The sequence below is a fragment of the Streptomyces sp. SUK 48 genome, assembly GCF_009650765.1.
Taxonomy (GTDB): Bacteria; Actinomycetota; Actinomycetes; order Streptomycetales; family Streptomycetaceae; genus Streptomyces.
The window spans coordinates 2,491,665-2,507,949 of the sequence record NZ_CP045740.1 but is presented as its reverse complement, the minus strand read 5'-3'; the positions used below and the strand labels follow the sequence as shown (position 1 = coordinate 2,507,949).

The window sequence follows — 16,285 nt, the reverse complement described above, 5'->3', positions numbered from 1 at the left end:
ACGGGCACCCCCTCCCCTCCCGAAAGGCCACCACGCGCATGGAGAGTTACGAGCCCGACCGCCCGACACCGGTCGAAACGGCCGCCATACGCCGGAGTCCTGGCAGCGGCAGGGCCGCGCCGACCCGCCGTTCGCTGCTGCGCGCCTCCGCCGGTGGCGCCCTCGCGATCGGCGGCCTCGGGACGCTGAGCGCCTGCGGCATCCCCGCCGCGTCCAAGAACCAGGGCGGGGTGTCCGCCGACGACCACTCGGCCACCGAGAAGGTCGTCGCCTTCTCCAACTGGCCCGAGTACATCGACGTGGACGACTCGGGCAAGCACCACCCCACCCTCGACACGTTCGCCAAGCGAACCGGCATCCAGGTCAAGTACACCGAGGACATCAACGACAACGACGAGTTCTTCGGCAAGATCCAGCCGGAGCTCGCCGCGGGCCAGGACACCGGCCGCGACCTGATCGTGCTCACCGACTGGCTGGCCGCCCGCATGATCCGGCTCGGCTACGTCCAGAAGCTGGACGCGGCCAACCTGCCGCACGCCTTCGCCAACCTCTCCGACCAGTTCCGCGACCCCGACTGGGACCCGGGCCGCGCCTACTCCTACCCCTGGCAGGGCATCTCCACCGTCATCGCCTTCAACAAGAAGGCCCTGGACGGCATCGAGGTGAAGTCGGTCTCCGACCTCCTGGACAACCCCAGGCTCAAGGGCCGGGTCAGCTTCCTGACCGAGATGCGCGACACCGTCGGCATGACCCTGCTGGACCTCGGCAAGGACCCGGCGAAGGTCACCGCCGACGACTACGACGCGGCCATCGCCCGCCTGCAGAAGGCCGTCGACAAGGGCCAGATCCGCCGCTTCACCGGCAACGACTACACCTCCGACCTGGCCAAGGGCGACATCGCCGCCTGTGTCGCCTGGGGCGGCGACATCGTCCAGCTCCAGGCCGACAACCCGGACGTCGGCTACATCATCCCGGACAGCGGCTACATGACGTCGACCGACAACCTGTTGATCCCCAACAAGGCGCGGCACAAGACGAACGCCGAGCGGCTCATCGACTACTACTTCGAGCCCGAACCGGCCGCCGAGCTCGCCGCCTACGTCAACTACGTGAGCCCGGTCGCGGGAGTCGTTCCCTACCTCGCGAAAATCGACAAGTCGGCCGCGAGCAATCCGCTGATCGTGCCCGACAAGGCCATGCAGGCGAAGTCCCACCCCTTCCGCGCCCTGACGCAGAAGGAAGAGACCGCCTACCAGCAGAAGTTCTCCAAGCTCACAGGGGCGTGACGACCACGATGACGACAGACAACAGCGGCGACGTCCGCCTCTCCGGTATCGGCAAGACCTACGGCGCCTTCACCGCCGTACACCCGCTGGACCTCACCGTGCCCCAGGGCTCCTTCTTCGCCCTGCTCGGCGCCTCCGGCTGCGGCAAGACCACCACCCTGCGCATGATCGCGGGCCTGGAGGAGCCGACCAGCGGCACCGTGCGCCTCGGCGACCAGGACGTCACCCATCTGCCGCCGTACAAGCGGCCCGTCAACACGGTCTTCCAGTCCTACGCGCTCTTCCCGCACCTCGACATCTTCGAGAACGTCGCCTTCGGACTGCGCCGGCGCGGCCTCAAGAGCGTCAAGAAGCAGGTCGAGGACATGCTGGACCTGGTGCAGCTCGGCGAGCAGGCGCGGAAGAAGCCGCACCAGCTCTCCGGCGGCCAGCAGCAGCGCGTCGCCGTCGCCCGCGCCCTGATCAACCACCCCAAGGTGCTGCTCCTCGACGAGCCGCTCGGCGCCCTCGACCTCAAGCTGCGCCGCCAGATGCAGCTGGAGCTCAAGCGCATCCAGACCGAGGTCGGCATCACCTTCATCCATGTCACGCACGACCAGGAGGAGGCCATGACCATGGCCGACACGGTCGCCGTGATGAACGGCGGCCGCGTCGAACAGCTCGGCGCCCCCACCGACCTCTACGAGAACCCGCGGACCACCTTCGTCGCCAACTTCCTCGGCACCTCCAACCTGATCGAGGCCGAGGTCGACACCAGGAGCGGCGACGACATCGTGCTCAAGGCCGCCGGGGACAAGCTGGTGCTGCCCGCCGCCCGATGCAGCGCGCCCACCCCGGCCGGCGGCAGGGTGCTGGTCGGCATCCGCCCCGAGAAGATCGCGCTCGCCCACGCCGACGACGCGGGCGCCATCCCCGAGGGCCGCAACCGCCTCACCGGCAGGATCGCCGACGCCAGCTTCATCGGCGTCTCCACGCAGTACGTCATCGACAGCCCGGCCTGCGCCGAACTCTCGGTCTACGTCCAGAACGTCGAGCGGGACGCCCGTCTGGTCCCCGGCGCGGACGTCGTCCTGCACTGGAGCCCCGCGCACACCTTCGGCCTCGACGCGGCCCAGGCCATCGACGCGGGCACCGGGGAAGAGGTCGCCGCCTGATGTCGACGCTCACCGAGGCGCCCCCGCCGCTCGCCCCCGCCGAACCGCCGGCCAAGCCCCCGCGCAAGCGCGGCCGGTTCACCCCGTACTGGCTGCTGCTGCCCGGCATCCTGTGGCTGGTCGTCTTCTTCGCGCTGCCCCTCGTCTACCAGGCGTCCACGTCCGTGCAGACGGGCTCCCTGGAGGAGGGCTACAAGGTCACCTGGCACTTCGCGACCTACTGGAACGCCCTCTCCGAGTACTGGCCCCAGTTCCTGCGGTCCATCTTCTACGCCGCCGGTGCCACCGTGCTCTGCCTGCTGCTCGGCTATCCGCTGGCCTACCTGATCGCCTTCCGCGCCGGCCGCTGGCGCAACCTGATCATGATCCTGGTGATCGCGCCGTTCTTCACCAGCTTCCTGATCCGCACCCTGGCCTGGAAGACGATCCTCGCCGACAACGGCCCCGTGGTGCACACGCTCAACTCGCTGCACATCCTGGACCTCACCAACTTCCTCGGCTGGACGGCCGGCGACCGGGTGCTGGCCACCCCGCTCGCGGTGGTGTGCGGACTGACGTACAACTTCCTGCCGTTCATGATCCTGCCGCTGTACACCTCGCTGGAGCGGATCGACGGACGGCTGCACGAGGCGGCCGGCGATCTGTACGCCAAGCCGTCGACCACCTTCCGCAAGGTGACCTTCCCGCTGTCGATGCCCGGCGTGGTCTCCGGCACCCTGCTGACCTTCATCCCGGCGGCCGGTGACTACGTCAACTCCGAGCTCCTCGGCTCCACCGACACCCGCATGATCGGCAATGTGATCCAGACGCAGTTCCTGCGCATCCTGGACTATCCGACGGCGGCGGCCCTCTCCTTCATCCTCATGGCCGCGATCCTGGCCATGGTGACGATCTACATCCGCCGGTCCGGAACGGAGGACCTGGTCTAAATGCCCGTCGTCAACTGGCTCAAGCGCCGCCTCGTCGTCATCGCGGGACTCTTCACCCTCGCGTATCTGCTGCTGCCCAACGTCATCGTCACGGTGTTCTCCTTCAACAAACCGAAGGGGCGCTTCAACTACCAGTGGCAGCGGTTCTCCCTGGACGCCTGGAAACAGCCGTGCGGCGTCGCCGACATGTGCAACTCGCTGTCCATCAGCCTCCAGATCGCCGTCTGGGCGACGCTGGGCGCCACCATCCTCGGCACGATGATCTCCTTCGCGCTGGTCCGCTACCGCTTCCGCGCCCGCGGCGCCATCAACTCGCTGATCTTCCTGCCGATGGCCATGCCCGAGGTCGTCATGGCCGCCTCGCTGCTCACCCTGTTCCTCAACATGGGTGCCCAGCTGGGCTTCTGGACGATCCTGATCGCCCACATCATGTTCTGTCTGAGCTTCGTCGTCACCGCCGTCAAGGCGCGGGTGATGTCGATGGACCCGCGTCTGGAGGAGGCCGCCCGGGACCTGTACGCCGGGCCCGTGCAGACCTTCCTGCGGGTCACCCTGCCGATCGCGGCACCCGGAATCGCCGCGGGCGCGCTGCTGTCCTTCGCGCTCTCCTTCGACGATTTCATCATCACCAATTTCAATGCCGGCTCGACCGTCACCTTCCCCATGTTCGTCTGGGGCTCGGCACAGCGCGGAACCCCCGTTCAGATCAATGTGATCGGCACGGCGATGTTCCTTCTCGCGGTGCTGCTGGTCCTCGTGTCGATGCTGATCAACAATCGCCGTAACAGTCAAAAGGCGTAAGCCGAAGAAGCGCACGATGGAACAGCGCGAAAAAGCTCTGTAGGGAGTTGAAATCATGGCCCCAAGCGCCATGAGCAGTGGCCAAGACAACTGGATCGCCTCTCTCTCCGAAGCCCAGCCGGTCTCGTACTGGCTGGAAGACCCCGGAAAGCCGCAGCCCGAGCCCGCCCTCACCGGCTCCGAGACCTGCGACCTGCTGGTCGTCGGCGGCGGCTACAGCGGACTGTGGACCGCGCTCATCGCCAAGGAGCGCGACCCGCAGCGGGACGTGGTCCTGCTGGAAGGCCGCGAGGTGGGCTGGGCCGCCTCCGGCCGCAACGGCGGCTTCTGCGCCGCCTCCCTCACCCACGGCCTGTCCAACGGGCTGACCCGCTGGCCCGACGAGATCCACAAGCTGGAGGAGCTGGGCCGGCGCAACCTCGACGAGATCGAGGCGGCCGTCGCCCGGCACGGCATCGACTGCGAGTTCGAGCGCACCGGCGAGATCGACGTGGCCACCGAGACCTACCAGGCGTGGGAGCTGCGCGACTGGCACCGGGAACTGCGGGAGCAGGGTCTCGCGGACGGCGTCGACTTCCTGGACGAGGACGCCCTGCGCGCCCAGGTGGACTCGCCGACCTTCAAGGCGGGGCTGTGGGACCGCCGGGGCGTCGCCATGCTGCACCCGGCGAAGCTCGCCTGGGGCCTGAAGCAGGCGTGCGTCCGGCTCGGGGTGCGGGTGTACGAGCACACGCCCGCGCTCACCCTCAAGCCGTACGGCGCCGGGATGGCCGTCCGCACCCCGTACGGCGCCGTGCGCGCCCGCAAGGTCGCGCTCGGCACCAACATCTTCCCGAGCCTGCTGCGGCGCGTGCGCTCGTACACCGTCCCGGTCTACGACTACGCGCTGATGACCGAGCCGCTCGGCGACGAGCAGCTCGCGGAGATCGGCTGGCAGGGGCGGCAGGGACTCGGCGACAGCGCCAACCAGTTCCACTACTTCCGGCTGTCCGCCGACAACCGCATCCTGTGGGGCGGTTACGACGCCGTCCACCACTACGGCGGCCGGGTCCGGGCGGAGTACGACGACCGCCCCGAGACCTACGCCAAGCTCGCCGGGCACTTCTTCACCTGCTTCCCGCAGCTGGAGGGCACCCGCTTCACCCACGCCTGGGGCGGCGCGATCGACACCTGCTCCCGCTTCTCGGCGTTCTTCGGCACCGCCCACCAGGACAAGGTGGCGTACGCGGCGGGCTTCACCGGCCTCGGCGTCGGCGCCACCCGCTTCGGCGCGGACGTGATGCTCGACCTGCTGGACGGGGAGCGCACCGAGCGCACCGAGCTGGAGATGGTGCGCAAGCGGCCGCTGCCGTTCCCGCCCGAGCCGTTCGCCTGGACCGGCATCGCGCTGACCAAGTGGTCGCTGGCCCGCGCGGACGCGCACGGCGGCCGCCGGAACCTGTGGCTGCGCACGATGGACAAGCTGGGGCTCGGCTTCGACAGCTAGTTCGTGTGACCCAGGTCACTCCCCAGGGCTCCCGGAACCCGCGTAATGCTCCGGCGGGGCCTCCCTCTCTCCTGTGCGAGGCGACGCGACCGCGTCGCGCACCGAGGAGAGCGGGAGGCTTCCATGGGCGGGACGAAGGCGGCGGTGGAGTGGCTGGCATCCGTGGCACCTGATCCGCGGGGGTGCCGCCGGGAGTGGGAGCGCAATCCGCACGGGGTCGCGCTGCTGCCCGCGGGCCGGGCCTGGGACGTGCTGATCCTCCCGGCCCGTCTGGGCCACCCGACGCTGGACGTGCTGACCCGGATGCTCGACAGGACCGGGCCGGTGCTCGCCGACTTCGGCGACAACCGGATCGGGTTCTTCGTGGCGCCGGGTACGGCGGAGCGCTGGCTCGGCACCGGGGTGCGCGCCGCCGGCCACGGCACCTGGATCGTCGTACCGCATCCGGGCCGGGCGAGCCGGGGAGTGCGCTGGCTGGTGCCGCCGGACGGGTCGGGCACCCTGACCGACACGGCGCTGCTGGAACTCGCGATGCACGAGGCGGCGGCGCGGCTCGTGCTGGGCGCGGGGGAGGACGGGTAGCGCGCGCACGTCTTGACACCAGGATTGGTCTGGACCAAATTGAGTGCCGTTCCACCCTCCAACTCCCCCCTGCCCGGAGGTCTTTGTGGACCGCTCCAGACCCCTGCTCGCCCTCCTCGCGGCCACGGCCCTCGCCGTGCCCGGCCTCACCGCGCTCTCGTCGGCCGCCCGCGCGGCCGACGCGGACGTGCTCCAGAACGGCGGCTTCGAGTCCGGCCTCGCCGGCTGGACCTGCTCCGCCTCCTCCGGTACGACGGTCGACTCGCCTGTGCGCAGCGGAAGTTCCGCGCTCCAGGCCACCCCGGCCGGCAGCGACGACGCCCAGTGCGCCCAGACGGTGAGCGTCCAGCCCAACTCCCAGTACACACTGGCCGGTTACGTCCGGGGGTCGTACGTCTACCTGGGCGCGAGCGGCACCGGCACCACCGATGTCTCCACCTGGACCCAGTCGGCGCCGGACTGGCAGAAGCTGAGCACCACCTTCACCACCGGGCCCTCGACCACCAAGGTCACGGTGTACACCCACGGCTGGTACGGCACGGGTGCCTACGACGCCGACGACCTCTCGCTCACCGGCCCCGGCGGCAGCGGCGGCACCACCCAACCGCCCGCCGTACCGGCCGGGTTGGCCGCCTCCTCGGTCACCTCCTCGTCCGTCGCCCTGTCCTGGTCGGCGGTGAGCACAGCGTCCGGGTACGCGGTCTACCGCGACGGCGTCAAGGTCCAGTCGGCGAGCGGGACGTCGGCCACCGTCACGGGGCTCACCGCCTCGACGGCGTACAGCTTCCAGGTCACGGCGGTCAACGGCGCGGGGGAGTCCGCGAAGTCGGCCGCGGTGGTGGTGACCACGAGCACCGGCGGGTCGGGCGGCGACCCGGGCGGCGGCTCCGCCGGTCTCCCGGCCCACGCCCTCGTCGGCTACCTCCACGCCAGCTTCGCCAACGGCTCCGGCTACACCCGGCTCGCGGACGTGCCCGACAGCTGGGACGTCATCGACCTGGCCTTCGCCGAGCCCACCTCGCCGACCTCCGGGGACGTGGAGTTCACCCGCTGCCCGGTCACGGACTGCCCGAACGCCGAGAGCGACGCCGACTTCAAGGCGGCGATCAAGGCCAAGCAGGCGGCCGGCAAGAAGGTGCTGATCTCCATCGGCGGCCAGAACGGCCAGGTCCAGCTGACCACCACGGCGGCCCGGGACGCCTTCGTCTCCTCCGTCTCGAAGATCATCGACACCTACGGCCTCGACGGCCTCGACATCGACTTCGAGGGCCACTCGCTGTCCCTGGACACCAGCGACACGGACTTCAAGAACCCCACCACGCCCGTGATCGTCAACCTCATCTCGGCGCTGAAGACCCTGAAGGCCAGATACGGCGCGAAGTTCGTGCTGACGATGGCCCCGGAGACCTTCTTCGTGCAGAACGGCTACCAGTACTACGGCACCGGCAAGTGGGGCGGCCAGGACCCGCGCTGCGGCGCCTACCTCCCGGTGATCTACGCCCTGCGCGACGACCTCACCCTGCTGCACGTCCAGGACTACAACTCCGGCCCGATCATGGGCCTGGACAACCAGTACCACTCCATGGGCGGCGCCGACTTCCACATCGCGATGACCGACATGCTCCTCACCGGCTTCCCGGTGGCGGGCGATCCGAACAACGTCTTCCCGCCGCTGCGCCCCGACCAGGTCGCGATCGGCATGCCGGCCTCCACCAACGCGGGCAACGGCTACGTCGCCCCCTCCGAGGTCACCAAGACCCTGGACTGCCTGACGAAGAAGACCAACTGCGGCTCGTACCCGACCCATGGCACCTGGCCGGACCTGCGCGGCCTGATGACCTGGTCGATCAACTGGGACCACTACGCGAACTGGGAGTTCCAGAAGACGTTCGACGGCTACTTCGGCTGACCCCCGGCAGCGCGCCGAGCGCGGTCAGCAGGACCGCGCTCAGGCACCAGCTGGCCAGTACGTCCAGCGGCCAGTGGTAGCCGTGCCGGACCAGCCCGTAGGAGACGCCCAGGACCAGGGCCGCGCAGAGCGCGAGGGCGGTCAGCCGGGCGGCGCGGGAGTACAGCCAGGGCAGCAGGAGCAGGGTCGCGGAGCCGTAGGCCATGGCGGCGGTCGCCGTGTGCCCGGAGGGGAAGTAGCCGGTGGCCGGGGGCACCACGGGGGTCCCCGGCCGGGCGATCCAGTCCTTCAGCGGCACCACGAGCGCCGGGAGCAGCGCCATCAGGACGGCGGCCGCGAGGGGCGGCAGCCACCAGCGCGGGTGCCCGGCGCCCCGGCCGCGCCACAGGGCGTACCCGGCGGCGACGAGGAGGACCGGGACGGCGACCTGGACGTCGCCGAGGTCGGAGAGGAACTGCGCGAAGCCGTCCGGATGGACCAGGTCCCGGCTGAGGCGGGCGTCCGCGCGCAGCAGCGGGCCGTGGCCGACGACCTGCCAGGTGATCAGCAGGAAGAGGACGGCGGGGGCCGGGATGCCGAGGAGCAGTGCGCGGCGGGCGCGGCGGACGGGGTACGACACGGGGGCCAGCTTGGCAGGCGGACGCGCGCGGGGTCGTACCGGGGCGGCGTTCCCGTAGGGCCGGAGAAGGAGGCCGGCCGCCCCGGAACAGGGGGGTGGTCACGGGGCGGCCGCCCGGACCGGAACGTCGCACGCCCCGGGGGGTTTGGGGCGGCGACCGTCCGATCGGTGAGGAGATCCCGGCGTCAGGCGCCGGTTGTGTGCGCGAAGGCACGACCAGGTCGAAGCTGGGGAGGCCCCGGCCTGAAGTCGTCCACGGTCCCCCGTGGACGGGGTGCATCTCTCATCTGGGTAGAACCTACGGCAGGCCGAGGCGCTTGGGCAGACGGATTTCCGTCCCGTCATGCACCCCGCACACCTTCTTCACACGGCCTGCCGCAGCCGGGAAACCGGAGTCCCGGATACGGGCCGGGACCCGGATCTCAGATGCGGGCCAGGGCCTGCTCGACGACGTCCAGACCCTCGTTCAGCAGGTCCTCGCCGATGACCAGCGGGGGCAGGAAACGGACCACGTTGCCGTAGGTGCCGCAGGTCAGGACCAGCACGCCCTCGGCGTGGCACGCCTTGGCCAGCGCGGCGGTGGCCTCCGTGTTCGGCTCCTTGGTGGCGCGGTCCTTGACCAGCTCGATGGCGATCATCGCACCGCGGCCGCGGACCTCGCCGATGATGTCGAACTTCTCGGCCATGGCGGAGAGGCGCTCCTTCATGACCTCCTCGATGCGCTTGGCCCTGGCGTTGAGGTCGAGCTCCTTCATGGTCTCGATGGCACCGAGCGCACCGGCGCAGGCGACCGGGTTGCCGCCGTACGTGCCGCCGAGACCGCCGGCGTGCGCCGCGTCCATGATCTCGGCGCGGCCGGTCACCGCGGCGAGCGGCAGACCGCCGGCGATGCCCTTGGCGGTGGTGATCAGGTCCGGGACGATGCCCTCGTCCTCACAGGCGAACCACTGGCCGGTCCGGCAGAACCCGCTCTGGATCTCGTCCGCGACGAAGACGATGCCGTTGTCGGCGGCGTACTGGCGGATCGCGGGCAGGAAGCCCTTGGCCGGCTCGATGAAGCCGCCCTCGCCCAGCACCGGCTCGATGATGATCGCGGCCACGTTGTCCGCGCCGACCTGCTTGCTGATCTGGTCGATGGCCTGCTTGGCGGCCTCGGGACCGGCGTTCTCCGCGCCGGTCGGCCAGCGGTAGCCGTAGGCGACCGGGACGCGGTAGACCTCGGGCGCGAACGGGCCGAAGCCGTGCTTGTACGGCATGTTCTTCGCCGTCAGCGCCATGGTCAGGTTGGTGCGCCCGTGGTACCCGTGGTCGAACACGACGACGGCCTGCCGCTTGGTGTACGCACGCGCGATCTTCACGGCGTTCTCGACGGCCTCGGCGCCGGAGTTGAACAGCGCGGACTTCTTGGCGTGGTCACCCGGCGTCAGCTCGGCCAGCGCCTCGGCGACGGCCACGTAGCCCTCGTACGGGGTGACCATGAAACAGGTGTGGGTGAAGTCCGCGAGCTGGGCGGAGGCACGGCGTACGACGGCCTCGGCGGAGGCGCCGACGCTGGTCACGGCGATACCGGAGCCGAAGTCGATCAGGCTGTTGCCGTCCACGTCCTCGATGACACCGCCGCCGGCGCGCGTGACGAAGACCGGCAGCGTGGAGCCCACGCCCTGGGCGACCACGGCGGTGCGGCGGGCCTGAAGCTCCTGCGACTTCGGGCCGGGGATGGCGGTGACGACGCGGCGCTCCTGCGGAAGTGCGGTCATGCGGGGCTCCTGGGGGTATTACGGACGCTTGCCTTCTTTTCCCGCAGGCTAAGACGGGTACGGGGAGGTGGGCATGCTCCATGTGGGCGTTGTGCGGTGCCGCGGTTGTCCGCGGTGGACATAGCGAGCGTACGGCCGTACGGCCCCCTCGGCGCCTCCTCCGGCCCCGCGATCCCCGAACTCCCCTCCCCAGGCACTAGATTGCTCGCTGACGGTGGACGGATCGGCTGGTCAGGGGGCAGGGCGGATGCACAACGACGAAACCCACCACACACGCAACACCCGACCCGGCCCGGTACCCCATCCGACGCCACCCCCCGAGGGCGTCGCTCAGGAGCGACCCCCGGTACCCCCACGGCCCTCCGCCCCCCCGGGCATGCCGCCACTGCCCGACGGGTCGGGCTTCCTGACCTGGCTGCGCACCCCCCGTCCCGAGGCCGCGCCCGGAGTATGGCGCCTCGGACACCGGAGCCGCCCGCAGCAGGAGCCCGAGCGGACCCCCGGCCACCAGCTGATCGGAGGTGCGCTGATCGCGTTCCTCGTGGCCTGGCTGATGTGGTCCTTGCTCTCGCACGGCTACCTCGGCAGCTGGTGGGTGCTGCCGGTCCGCCTGCTCGCCCCGGACTCCTGGCAGAACAGTGACAGTGCCGTCGCGCAGGCCCTCCTGTGGGACGGCTACTCCGTCCTCGTCGTCGTCCTCCTCCTGATCGTCGTCGGCCGCCTCGGCCGCTGGGGAGAGGTCTGGCGCCGGTACGGACCGCCCGCCTGGCGGACCACGATGCCGGTGAGCGAGCGACCGCCCACCCCCGAACACGACCCCGCCGAGTTCCCCCACCTCCGGGCCGCCGGGGCGCCGGAGGCCGCCGAGCGGCTGGCGCGGGAGGCGAGGGCCGGGCTGATGCGGGACGTGGATCATGCGCGGATCGACCGGGCCTGGGAGGGGGTGCGGTCGGGACGGCACAGCATGGCCACGTTCACCGGAGCCGTGGTGAAGGACGGCTCCGCCGCCTGCGCGCACCCCTCCGGCCGGCGCGATCTGCCCGTCCGGCAGGCGAGGCACGACCTGGTCACCGGCCAGGTCCGGCTCGGCGCCACCGCCGACGACCCCCGCAATCCGTACCAGTACCGCGGCACCGGCCTCGGCCTCGGCCCCGACCTGCTCGGCACCTCCCTGCTCGCCGTCGGCCCGGCCGGTTCCGGCAAGACCGGCACCCTGGTCCGGCCGCTCGCCGAGTCGCTGTGCCTGCACGCCCTCGCGGGCCGCGCCTCGGTCGTGGTCGTCGGCGCGGCCGGCGCGGGACTCGGCCCGGCGGAGTCGTTCGACGTCGTGATCGGCATCGGCCGGCCGGACTCCGTGTACGACCTCGACCTGTACGGCGGCACGTCCGACCCCGACGAAGCCGCACTCATACTGGCCGAGGCCCTCGCCGGCGACCTTGCCGACCCGCACGCGGGCAGCGACAGCCGCCGTGCCACCACCGTCCTCGCCCAGTTGCTCGGTCCCTTCCGCGCCGTCCACGGCCGCTTCCCCTCCGTGCCCGAGCTGCGCGGCCTCCTCGACGGCGGGGCCGGCCCGCTGGCCGCCCTGCGCAAGGCGCTGACGGGCACCACCCATGAGTCGCTGCTGCGTGAACTCGACGCCAGGGAACGGCAGATGGCCCACCCCGGCGATGTCGGCAGCGTGCTCGCCGACCGGATCGCCCTGCTCGACCGGCCCGCCTTCGCCCCCTTCTTCGACACATCCGGGAGCACCCGGCCGTTCTCGCTCAAGGCGCTCGACCATCCGGTCCGGGTGCGTATCGACCTGCCCCAGCGGGGCCACGCCGACGCCTCCCGGATCCTGGCGCGGCTGGTGCTCGCCCAGTTCACGGCCGCCGTGGCGGTCCGCGAGGACCGGTCGCTGTTCGCCTGCCTGATCCTGGACGACGCCACCGGAGCCGTCACCCCGGAGGCCGTGCGCGGCATCCAGCGGCTGCGCTCGGCGAACGCCGGGGCGGTACTCACCCTGCGCACCCTGGACGACGTGCCCCGGCCGCTGCGCGGCCCGCTGCTCGGCACCGTGGGCTGCCGGATGGCGCTGTCCGGGCTCACCCCCTGGGACGGGCAGGACTTCGCCGAGGTGTGGGGCAAGGAGTGGACCGAGACCCGGGACGTCACCGACCGGCAGATCATCGCCGAGACCCCGGCCGGCAAGGCGGTCCACATGGTGCGCCGGGTCATCACCGGCAAGGCGCCCACCGCCCGCGCCGTCACCGTCCGCCAAGTAGAACGCGAACGCTGGTCCGCGTCCGAGTTGGCGCACGGGGTTCCGGCCGGGCACGCGGTGTTGTCGTTGACCAGTGTGCGGGGGGAGCACGCGCCGCCGTTGCTGGTGGATCTCAGGGCGTGAGCGCTCGGTGGATCTCAGGGCGTGAGCGGGGTGAAGCGGCCAGCGGGGGATCGTACGGTGAGGCAGAATCGGGGGAGGCCGTTGGTACGCGGCGGCCAAGACAGATCTCCGTCACCGTGAAGGCACCATGCCCCCGACGCTCGCCTCACTCGTCCACCACTCGGCGCTGAAGCTGACCGTCCGGGCCGGCGCCGACCACCTCGACGTGCCCGTGCGCTGGGCGCACGTCAGCGAGCTCGCCGACCCCGTGCCCTACATGGAGGGCGGCGAGCTGCTCCTGATCACTGCGCTCAAGCTGGACGCGGAGGACCCGGAGGCCATGCGCCGGTACGTACGGCGCCTCGCGGGCGCGGGCGTCGTCGGGCTCGGCTTCGCCGTCGGGGTCAATTACGAGGAGATCCCGAAGGCCCTCGTCGACGCCTGCGCGCACGAGCCCCTGCCGCTGCTCGAAGTCCCCCGCCGCACCCCCTTCCTCGCCATCAGCAAGGCCGTCTCCGCCGCCATCGCCGCCGACCAGTACCGCGCCGTCACCGCCGGCTTCGCCGCCCAGCGCGAGCTGACCAAGCAGGCCCTGAACGCCGGCCCCGAGGGCCTGCTCACTTCCCTCGCCGCCCAGGTCGACGGCTGGGCCGCGCTCTACGACGCCTCCGGCACCGTCGTCGCCGCCGCCCCCGACTGGGCCGGCCGCCGCGCCGCCCGCCTCACCGGCGAGGTGGAGAGACTCCGGGAGCGGCCCGCCCCCGCCTCCTCCGTGGTCGGCGGACCCGAGCACGAGGACCGCGTCGAACTGCACTCCCTGGGCACCGGCCGCCGCCCCCGCGCCGCCCTCGCCGTCGGCACCGCCGCCGCCCTGGGCACCGCCGAGCGGTACGCCGTGTATTCCGCCATCGCCCTGCTCACCCTCACCACCGAGCGCTCCCGCTCCCTGCACGCCGCCGAACAGCGCATCGGCACCGCCGTCCTGCGCATGCTGCTGGCCGGCGAACCCGACCACGCCCGCGCCGTCGCCGGCGACCTGTACGGCGGGCTGCTGGACGCCCCGTTCCGGATGATCGTCGCCGACGCGGTGCCCGGCGCCCGCGCCGCCACCGCGGCCGGCGGCGACCGGCTCGGCACCCTCGCCGAGGCCCTGGAGGCCGCCGCCGCCCGCTCCGGCGAGGCGGTACTGGTCGTACCGGAGGGCGCGCGGCTCGTCGTCCTGGCCGCGGACGGCGGCGCGGCGGTCGCCGCCTGCGTCGCCTGGGCCGCCGCGCTGGAGGCCGCCCGCACCAGCCCCGAGCACGCGGTCACCGACGAGGACGAGATCGTCGTCGGACTGTCCGCCCCTGCCGGTCCGATCGCCGCCGCGGCCGCCTACAAGCAGGCCGAGCAGTCCCTGTCGGTGGCCCGCCGCCGGGGCCGGGTCCTGGTCGAGCACGAGCGGCTGGCCGCCGGTTCCGTGCTGCCGCTGCTCGCCGACGACGCGGTCAAGGCGTTCGCCGACGGGCTGCTGCGCCCGCTGTACGCGCACGACGCCACCGGCCGCGGCGACCTGGTCGCCTCCCTGCGCGCCTGGCTCTCCCGGCACGGGCAGTGGGACGCGGCCGCCGCCGACCTGGGCGTGCACCGGCACACGCTGCGCTACCGGATGCGCCGGGTCGAGGAGATCCTCGGGCGTTCCCTGGACGACCCCGACGTGCGCATGGAGCTGTGGCTCGCCCTGAAGACCACAGCGACCGACCAGTGACCGGTGCAGTGGTCCGATCACCGGTGCAGTAGTCCAATCAGTAGTGGCCGCCGCCCCTACTGCTACGGCACGGACAAGCGACCCCCGGCCCCCGCCGCCCTACCGTGGAGCACGAAAGCCAAGGACGCCCCCTCAACGCGGAAAGGCCGGGAATCGCACATGACTTCCACCCACGCCTTCTGGCTCGCCGGCCGCCAGGTCACCGGTGAGACCACCTTCGACGTCACCTCGTCGTGGGACGGCCGGCTCGTCGGCACCGTCAGCGTGCCGACCGACGCCCAGGTCGAGGAGGCCGTGGCCGCCGCGTACGCCGCCCGCGACGAGTTCGCCGCCACCCCCGCGCACGTACGGGCCGCCGCCCTCGACCACGTGGCCAAGCGCCTGACCGAGCGCACCGAGGAGATCGGTCAGCTGATCTCCGCCGAGAACGGCAAGCCCATCAAGTGGGCCCGCGGCGAGGTCGGCCGCGCCGCCTCGGTGTTCCGCTGGGCCGCCGAGGAGGCCCGCCGGTTCAACGGCGGCGAGGCCCAGCGCCTCGACACCGACGGCGGCGGCGAGGGCCGGCTCGCGCTGGTCCGGCGCTTCCCGAAGGGCGTCGTGCTCGGCATCGCGCCGTTCAACTTCCCGCTGAACCTGTGCGCCCACAAGATCGCCCCGGCGATCGCGGCCGGCGCCCCGATCATCCTCAAGCCGGCCCCGGCCACCCCGCTGTCCGGCCTGGTCATCGGCGAGCTGCTGGCCGAGACCGAGCTGCCCGCCGGCTCCTGGTCGATCCTGCCGGTCGCCAACGACAAGATGCCCGCCCTGGTCCAGGACGAGCGCCTGCCGGTCATCTCCTTCACGGGTTCCGAGAAGGTCGGCTACGCGATCATGGACTCGGTGCCGCGCAAGCACTGCACCCTGGAGCTGGGCGGCAACGGCGCGGCCGTCGTCCTCGGCGACTTCTCCTCGGACGCCGACCTGGACTGGGCCGCGAACCGCATCGCGACCTTCTCCAACTACCAGGGCGGCCAGTCCTGCATCTCCGTGCAGCGCGTGATCGTGGACGCCCCGGTGTACGACCGGCTGCTGCCGCGCATCGTCGCCGCCGTCGAGGCCCAGGTCACCGGCGACCCGAACGACCCGAAGACCGATGTCGGCCCGCTGGTCAGCGAGGACGCCGCCCAGCGCGTGGAGTCCTGGGTCAAGGAGGCCGTGGAGGCCGGCGCCGCGCTGCTCACCGGCGGCGACCGCGACGGCGCCTCGTACGCGCCGACCGTGCTCACCGACCTGCCCGCGGACGTCACCCTCGCCCGTGAGGAGGTCTTCGGACCGGTCCTCAGCGTGCAGAAGGTGGACGGCGAGGCCGAGGCGTTCGCCGCGGTCAACGACTCCAAGTACGGCCTCCAGGCGGGCGTGTTCACCCACGACCTCCAGGCCGCCTTCCGCGCCCACCGCGCCCTGGAGGTCGGCGGCGTGGTGATCGGCGACGTCCCGTCCTACCGCGCCGACCAGATGCCGTACGGCGGTGCCAAGCAGTCCGGCGTCGGCCGCGAGGGCGTCCGCTCCGCGATGGAGGACTACACCTACGAGCGCGTCCTCGTCCTGACGGGCCTCGCGCTCTGACCTGCCGCAGGTCGCCATGAGCTGACCTGCCACGGACAGGTC

12 protein-coding genes are annotated in these 16,285 nt (G+C 71.7%); 10 read left to right on the top strand and 2 right to left on the bottom strand.

Annotated features, from left to right (window positions below):
* The first annotated feature begins 38 nt into the window (after positions 1-38).
* The 7 genes from GHR20_RS10385 to GHR20_RS10355 all read left to right on the top strand — a co-directional run bounded on the left by GHR20_RS10385 (position 39) and on the right by GHR20_RS10355 (position 8,147).
* Positions 39-1,286 (top strand): spermidine/putrescine ABC transporter substrate-binding protein, encoded by a 1,248-nt coding sequence (locus GHR20_RS10385; protein ID WP_111585623.1) that lies wholly within the window; start codon positions 39-41, stop codon positions 1,284-1,286.
* An 8-nt stretch (positions 1,287-1,294) separates the two neighbouring features.
* Positions 1,295-2,440, top strand: a complete 1,146-nt coding sequence (locus GHR20_RS10380) for an ABC transporter ATP-binding protein (RefSeq protein WP_153815923.1) — start codon at positions 1,295-1,297, stop codon at positions 2,438-2,440.
* On the top strand, positions 2,440-3,369 hold the full coding sequence (locus tag GHR20_RS10375) for an ABC transporter permease (protein ID WP_111585624.1): 930 nt from the start codon (positions 2,440-2,442) through the stop codon (positions 3,367-3,369). Before GHR20_RS10380 ends, GHR20_RS10375 begins: the two co-directional genes overlap by 1 nt.
* On the top strand, positions 3,370-4,170 hold the full coding sequence (locus GHR20_RS10370; RefSeq protein ID WP_111585625.1) for an ABC transporter permease: 801 nt from the start codon (positions 3,370-3,372) through the stop codon (positions 4,168-4,170). It begins immediately after the preceding gene.
* A gap of 55 nt (positions 4,171-4,225) precedes the next feature.
* On the top strand, positions 4,226-5,656 hold the full coding sequence (locus tag GHR20_RS10365; RefSeq protein ID WP_148025217.1) for an FAD-dependent oxidoreductase: 1,431 nt from the start codon (positions 4,226-4,228) through the stop codon (positions 5,654-5,656).
* Positions 5,657-5,779: 123 nt separating this feature from the next.
* Positions 5,780-6,238 (top strand): hypothetical protein, encoded by a 459-nt coding sequence (locus GHR20_RS10360; protein ID WP_153813014.1) that lies wholly within the window; start codon positions 5,780-5,782, stop codon positions 6,236-6,238.
* A gap of 85 nt (positions 6,239-6,323) precedes the next feature.
* Entirely contained in the window at positions 6,324-8,147 is a 1,824-nt protein-coding gene (locus GHR20_RS10355) for a glycoside hydrolase family 18 protein (protein ID WP_153813013.1), read from the top strand.
* Here the strand turns inward: GHR20_RS10355 and GHR20_RS10350 are convergent.
* Positions 8,086-8,766, bottom strand: a complete 681-nt coding sequence (locus GHR20_RS10350; protein ID WP_243877995.1) for a phosphatase PAP2 family protein — start codon at positions 8,764-8,766, stop codon at positions 8,086-8,088. The two genes, GHR20_RS10355 and GHR20_RS10350, sit on opposite strands and share 62 nt — an antisense overlap.
* Positions 8,767-9,188: 422 nt before the next feature.
* Positions 9,189-10,523 (bottom strand): 4-aminobutyrate--2-oxoglutarate transaminase, encoded by a 1,335-nt coding sequence (gene gabT / locus GHR20_RS10345; protein WP_111585629.1) that lies wholly within the window; start codon positions 10,521-10,523, stop codon positions 9,189-9,191.
* Between the two features lie 247 nt (positions 10,524-10,770).
* Here gabT and GHR20_RS10340 point away from each other — a divergent pair, with 247 nt between their 5' ends.
* From GHR20_RS10340 to GHR20_RS10330, 3 genes are all read left to right on the top strand, one after another.
* Positions 10,771-12,912 (top strand): ATP-binding protein, encoded by a 2,142-nt coding sequence (locus GHR20_RS10340; protein WP_153813012.1) that lies wholly within the window; start codon positions 10,771-10,773, stop codon positions 12,910-12,912.
* A 127-nt stretch (positions 12,913-13,039) separates the two neighbouring features.
* Positions 13,040-14,638, top strand: coding sequence for a PucR family transcriptional regulator (locus tag GHR20_RS10335; protein WP_153813011.1), 1,599 nt, complete (start codon positions 13,040-13,042; stop codon positions 14,636-14,638).
* A 159-nt stretch (positions 14,639-14,797) separates the two neighbouring features.
* Entirely contained in the window at positions 14,798-16,243 is a 1,446-nt protein-coding gene (locus tag GHR20_RS10330) for an aldehyde dehydrogenase family protein (protein WP_153813010.1), read from the top strand.
* Positions 16,244-16,285: the final 42 nt, after the last annotated feature.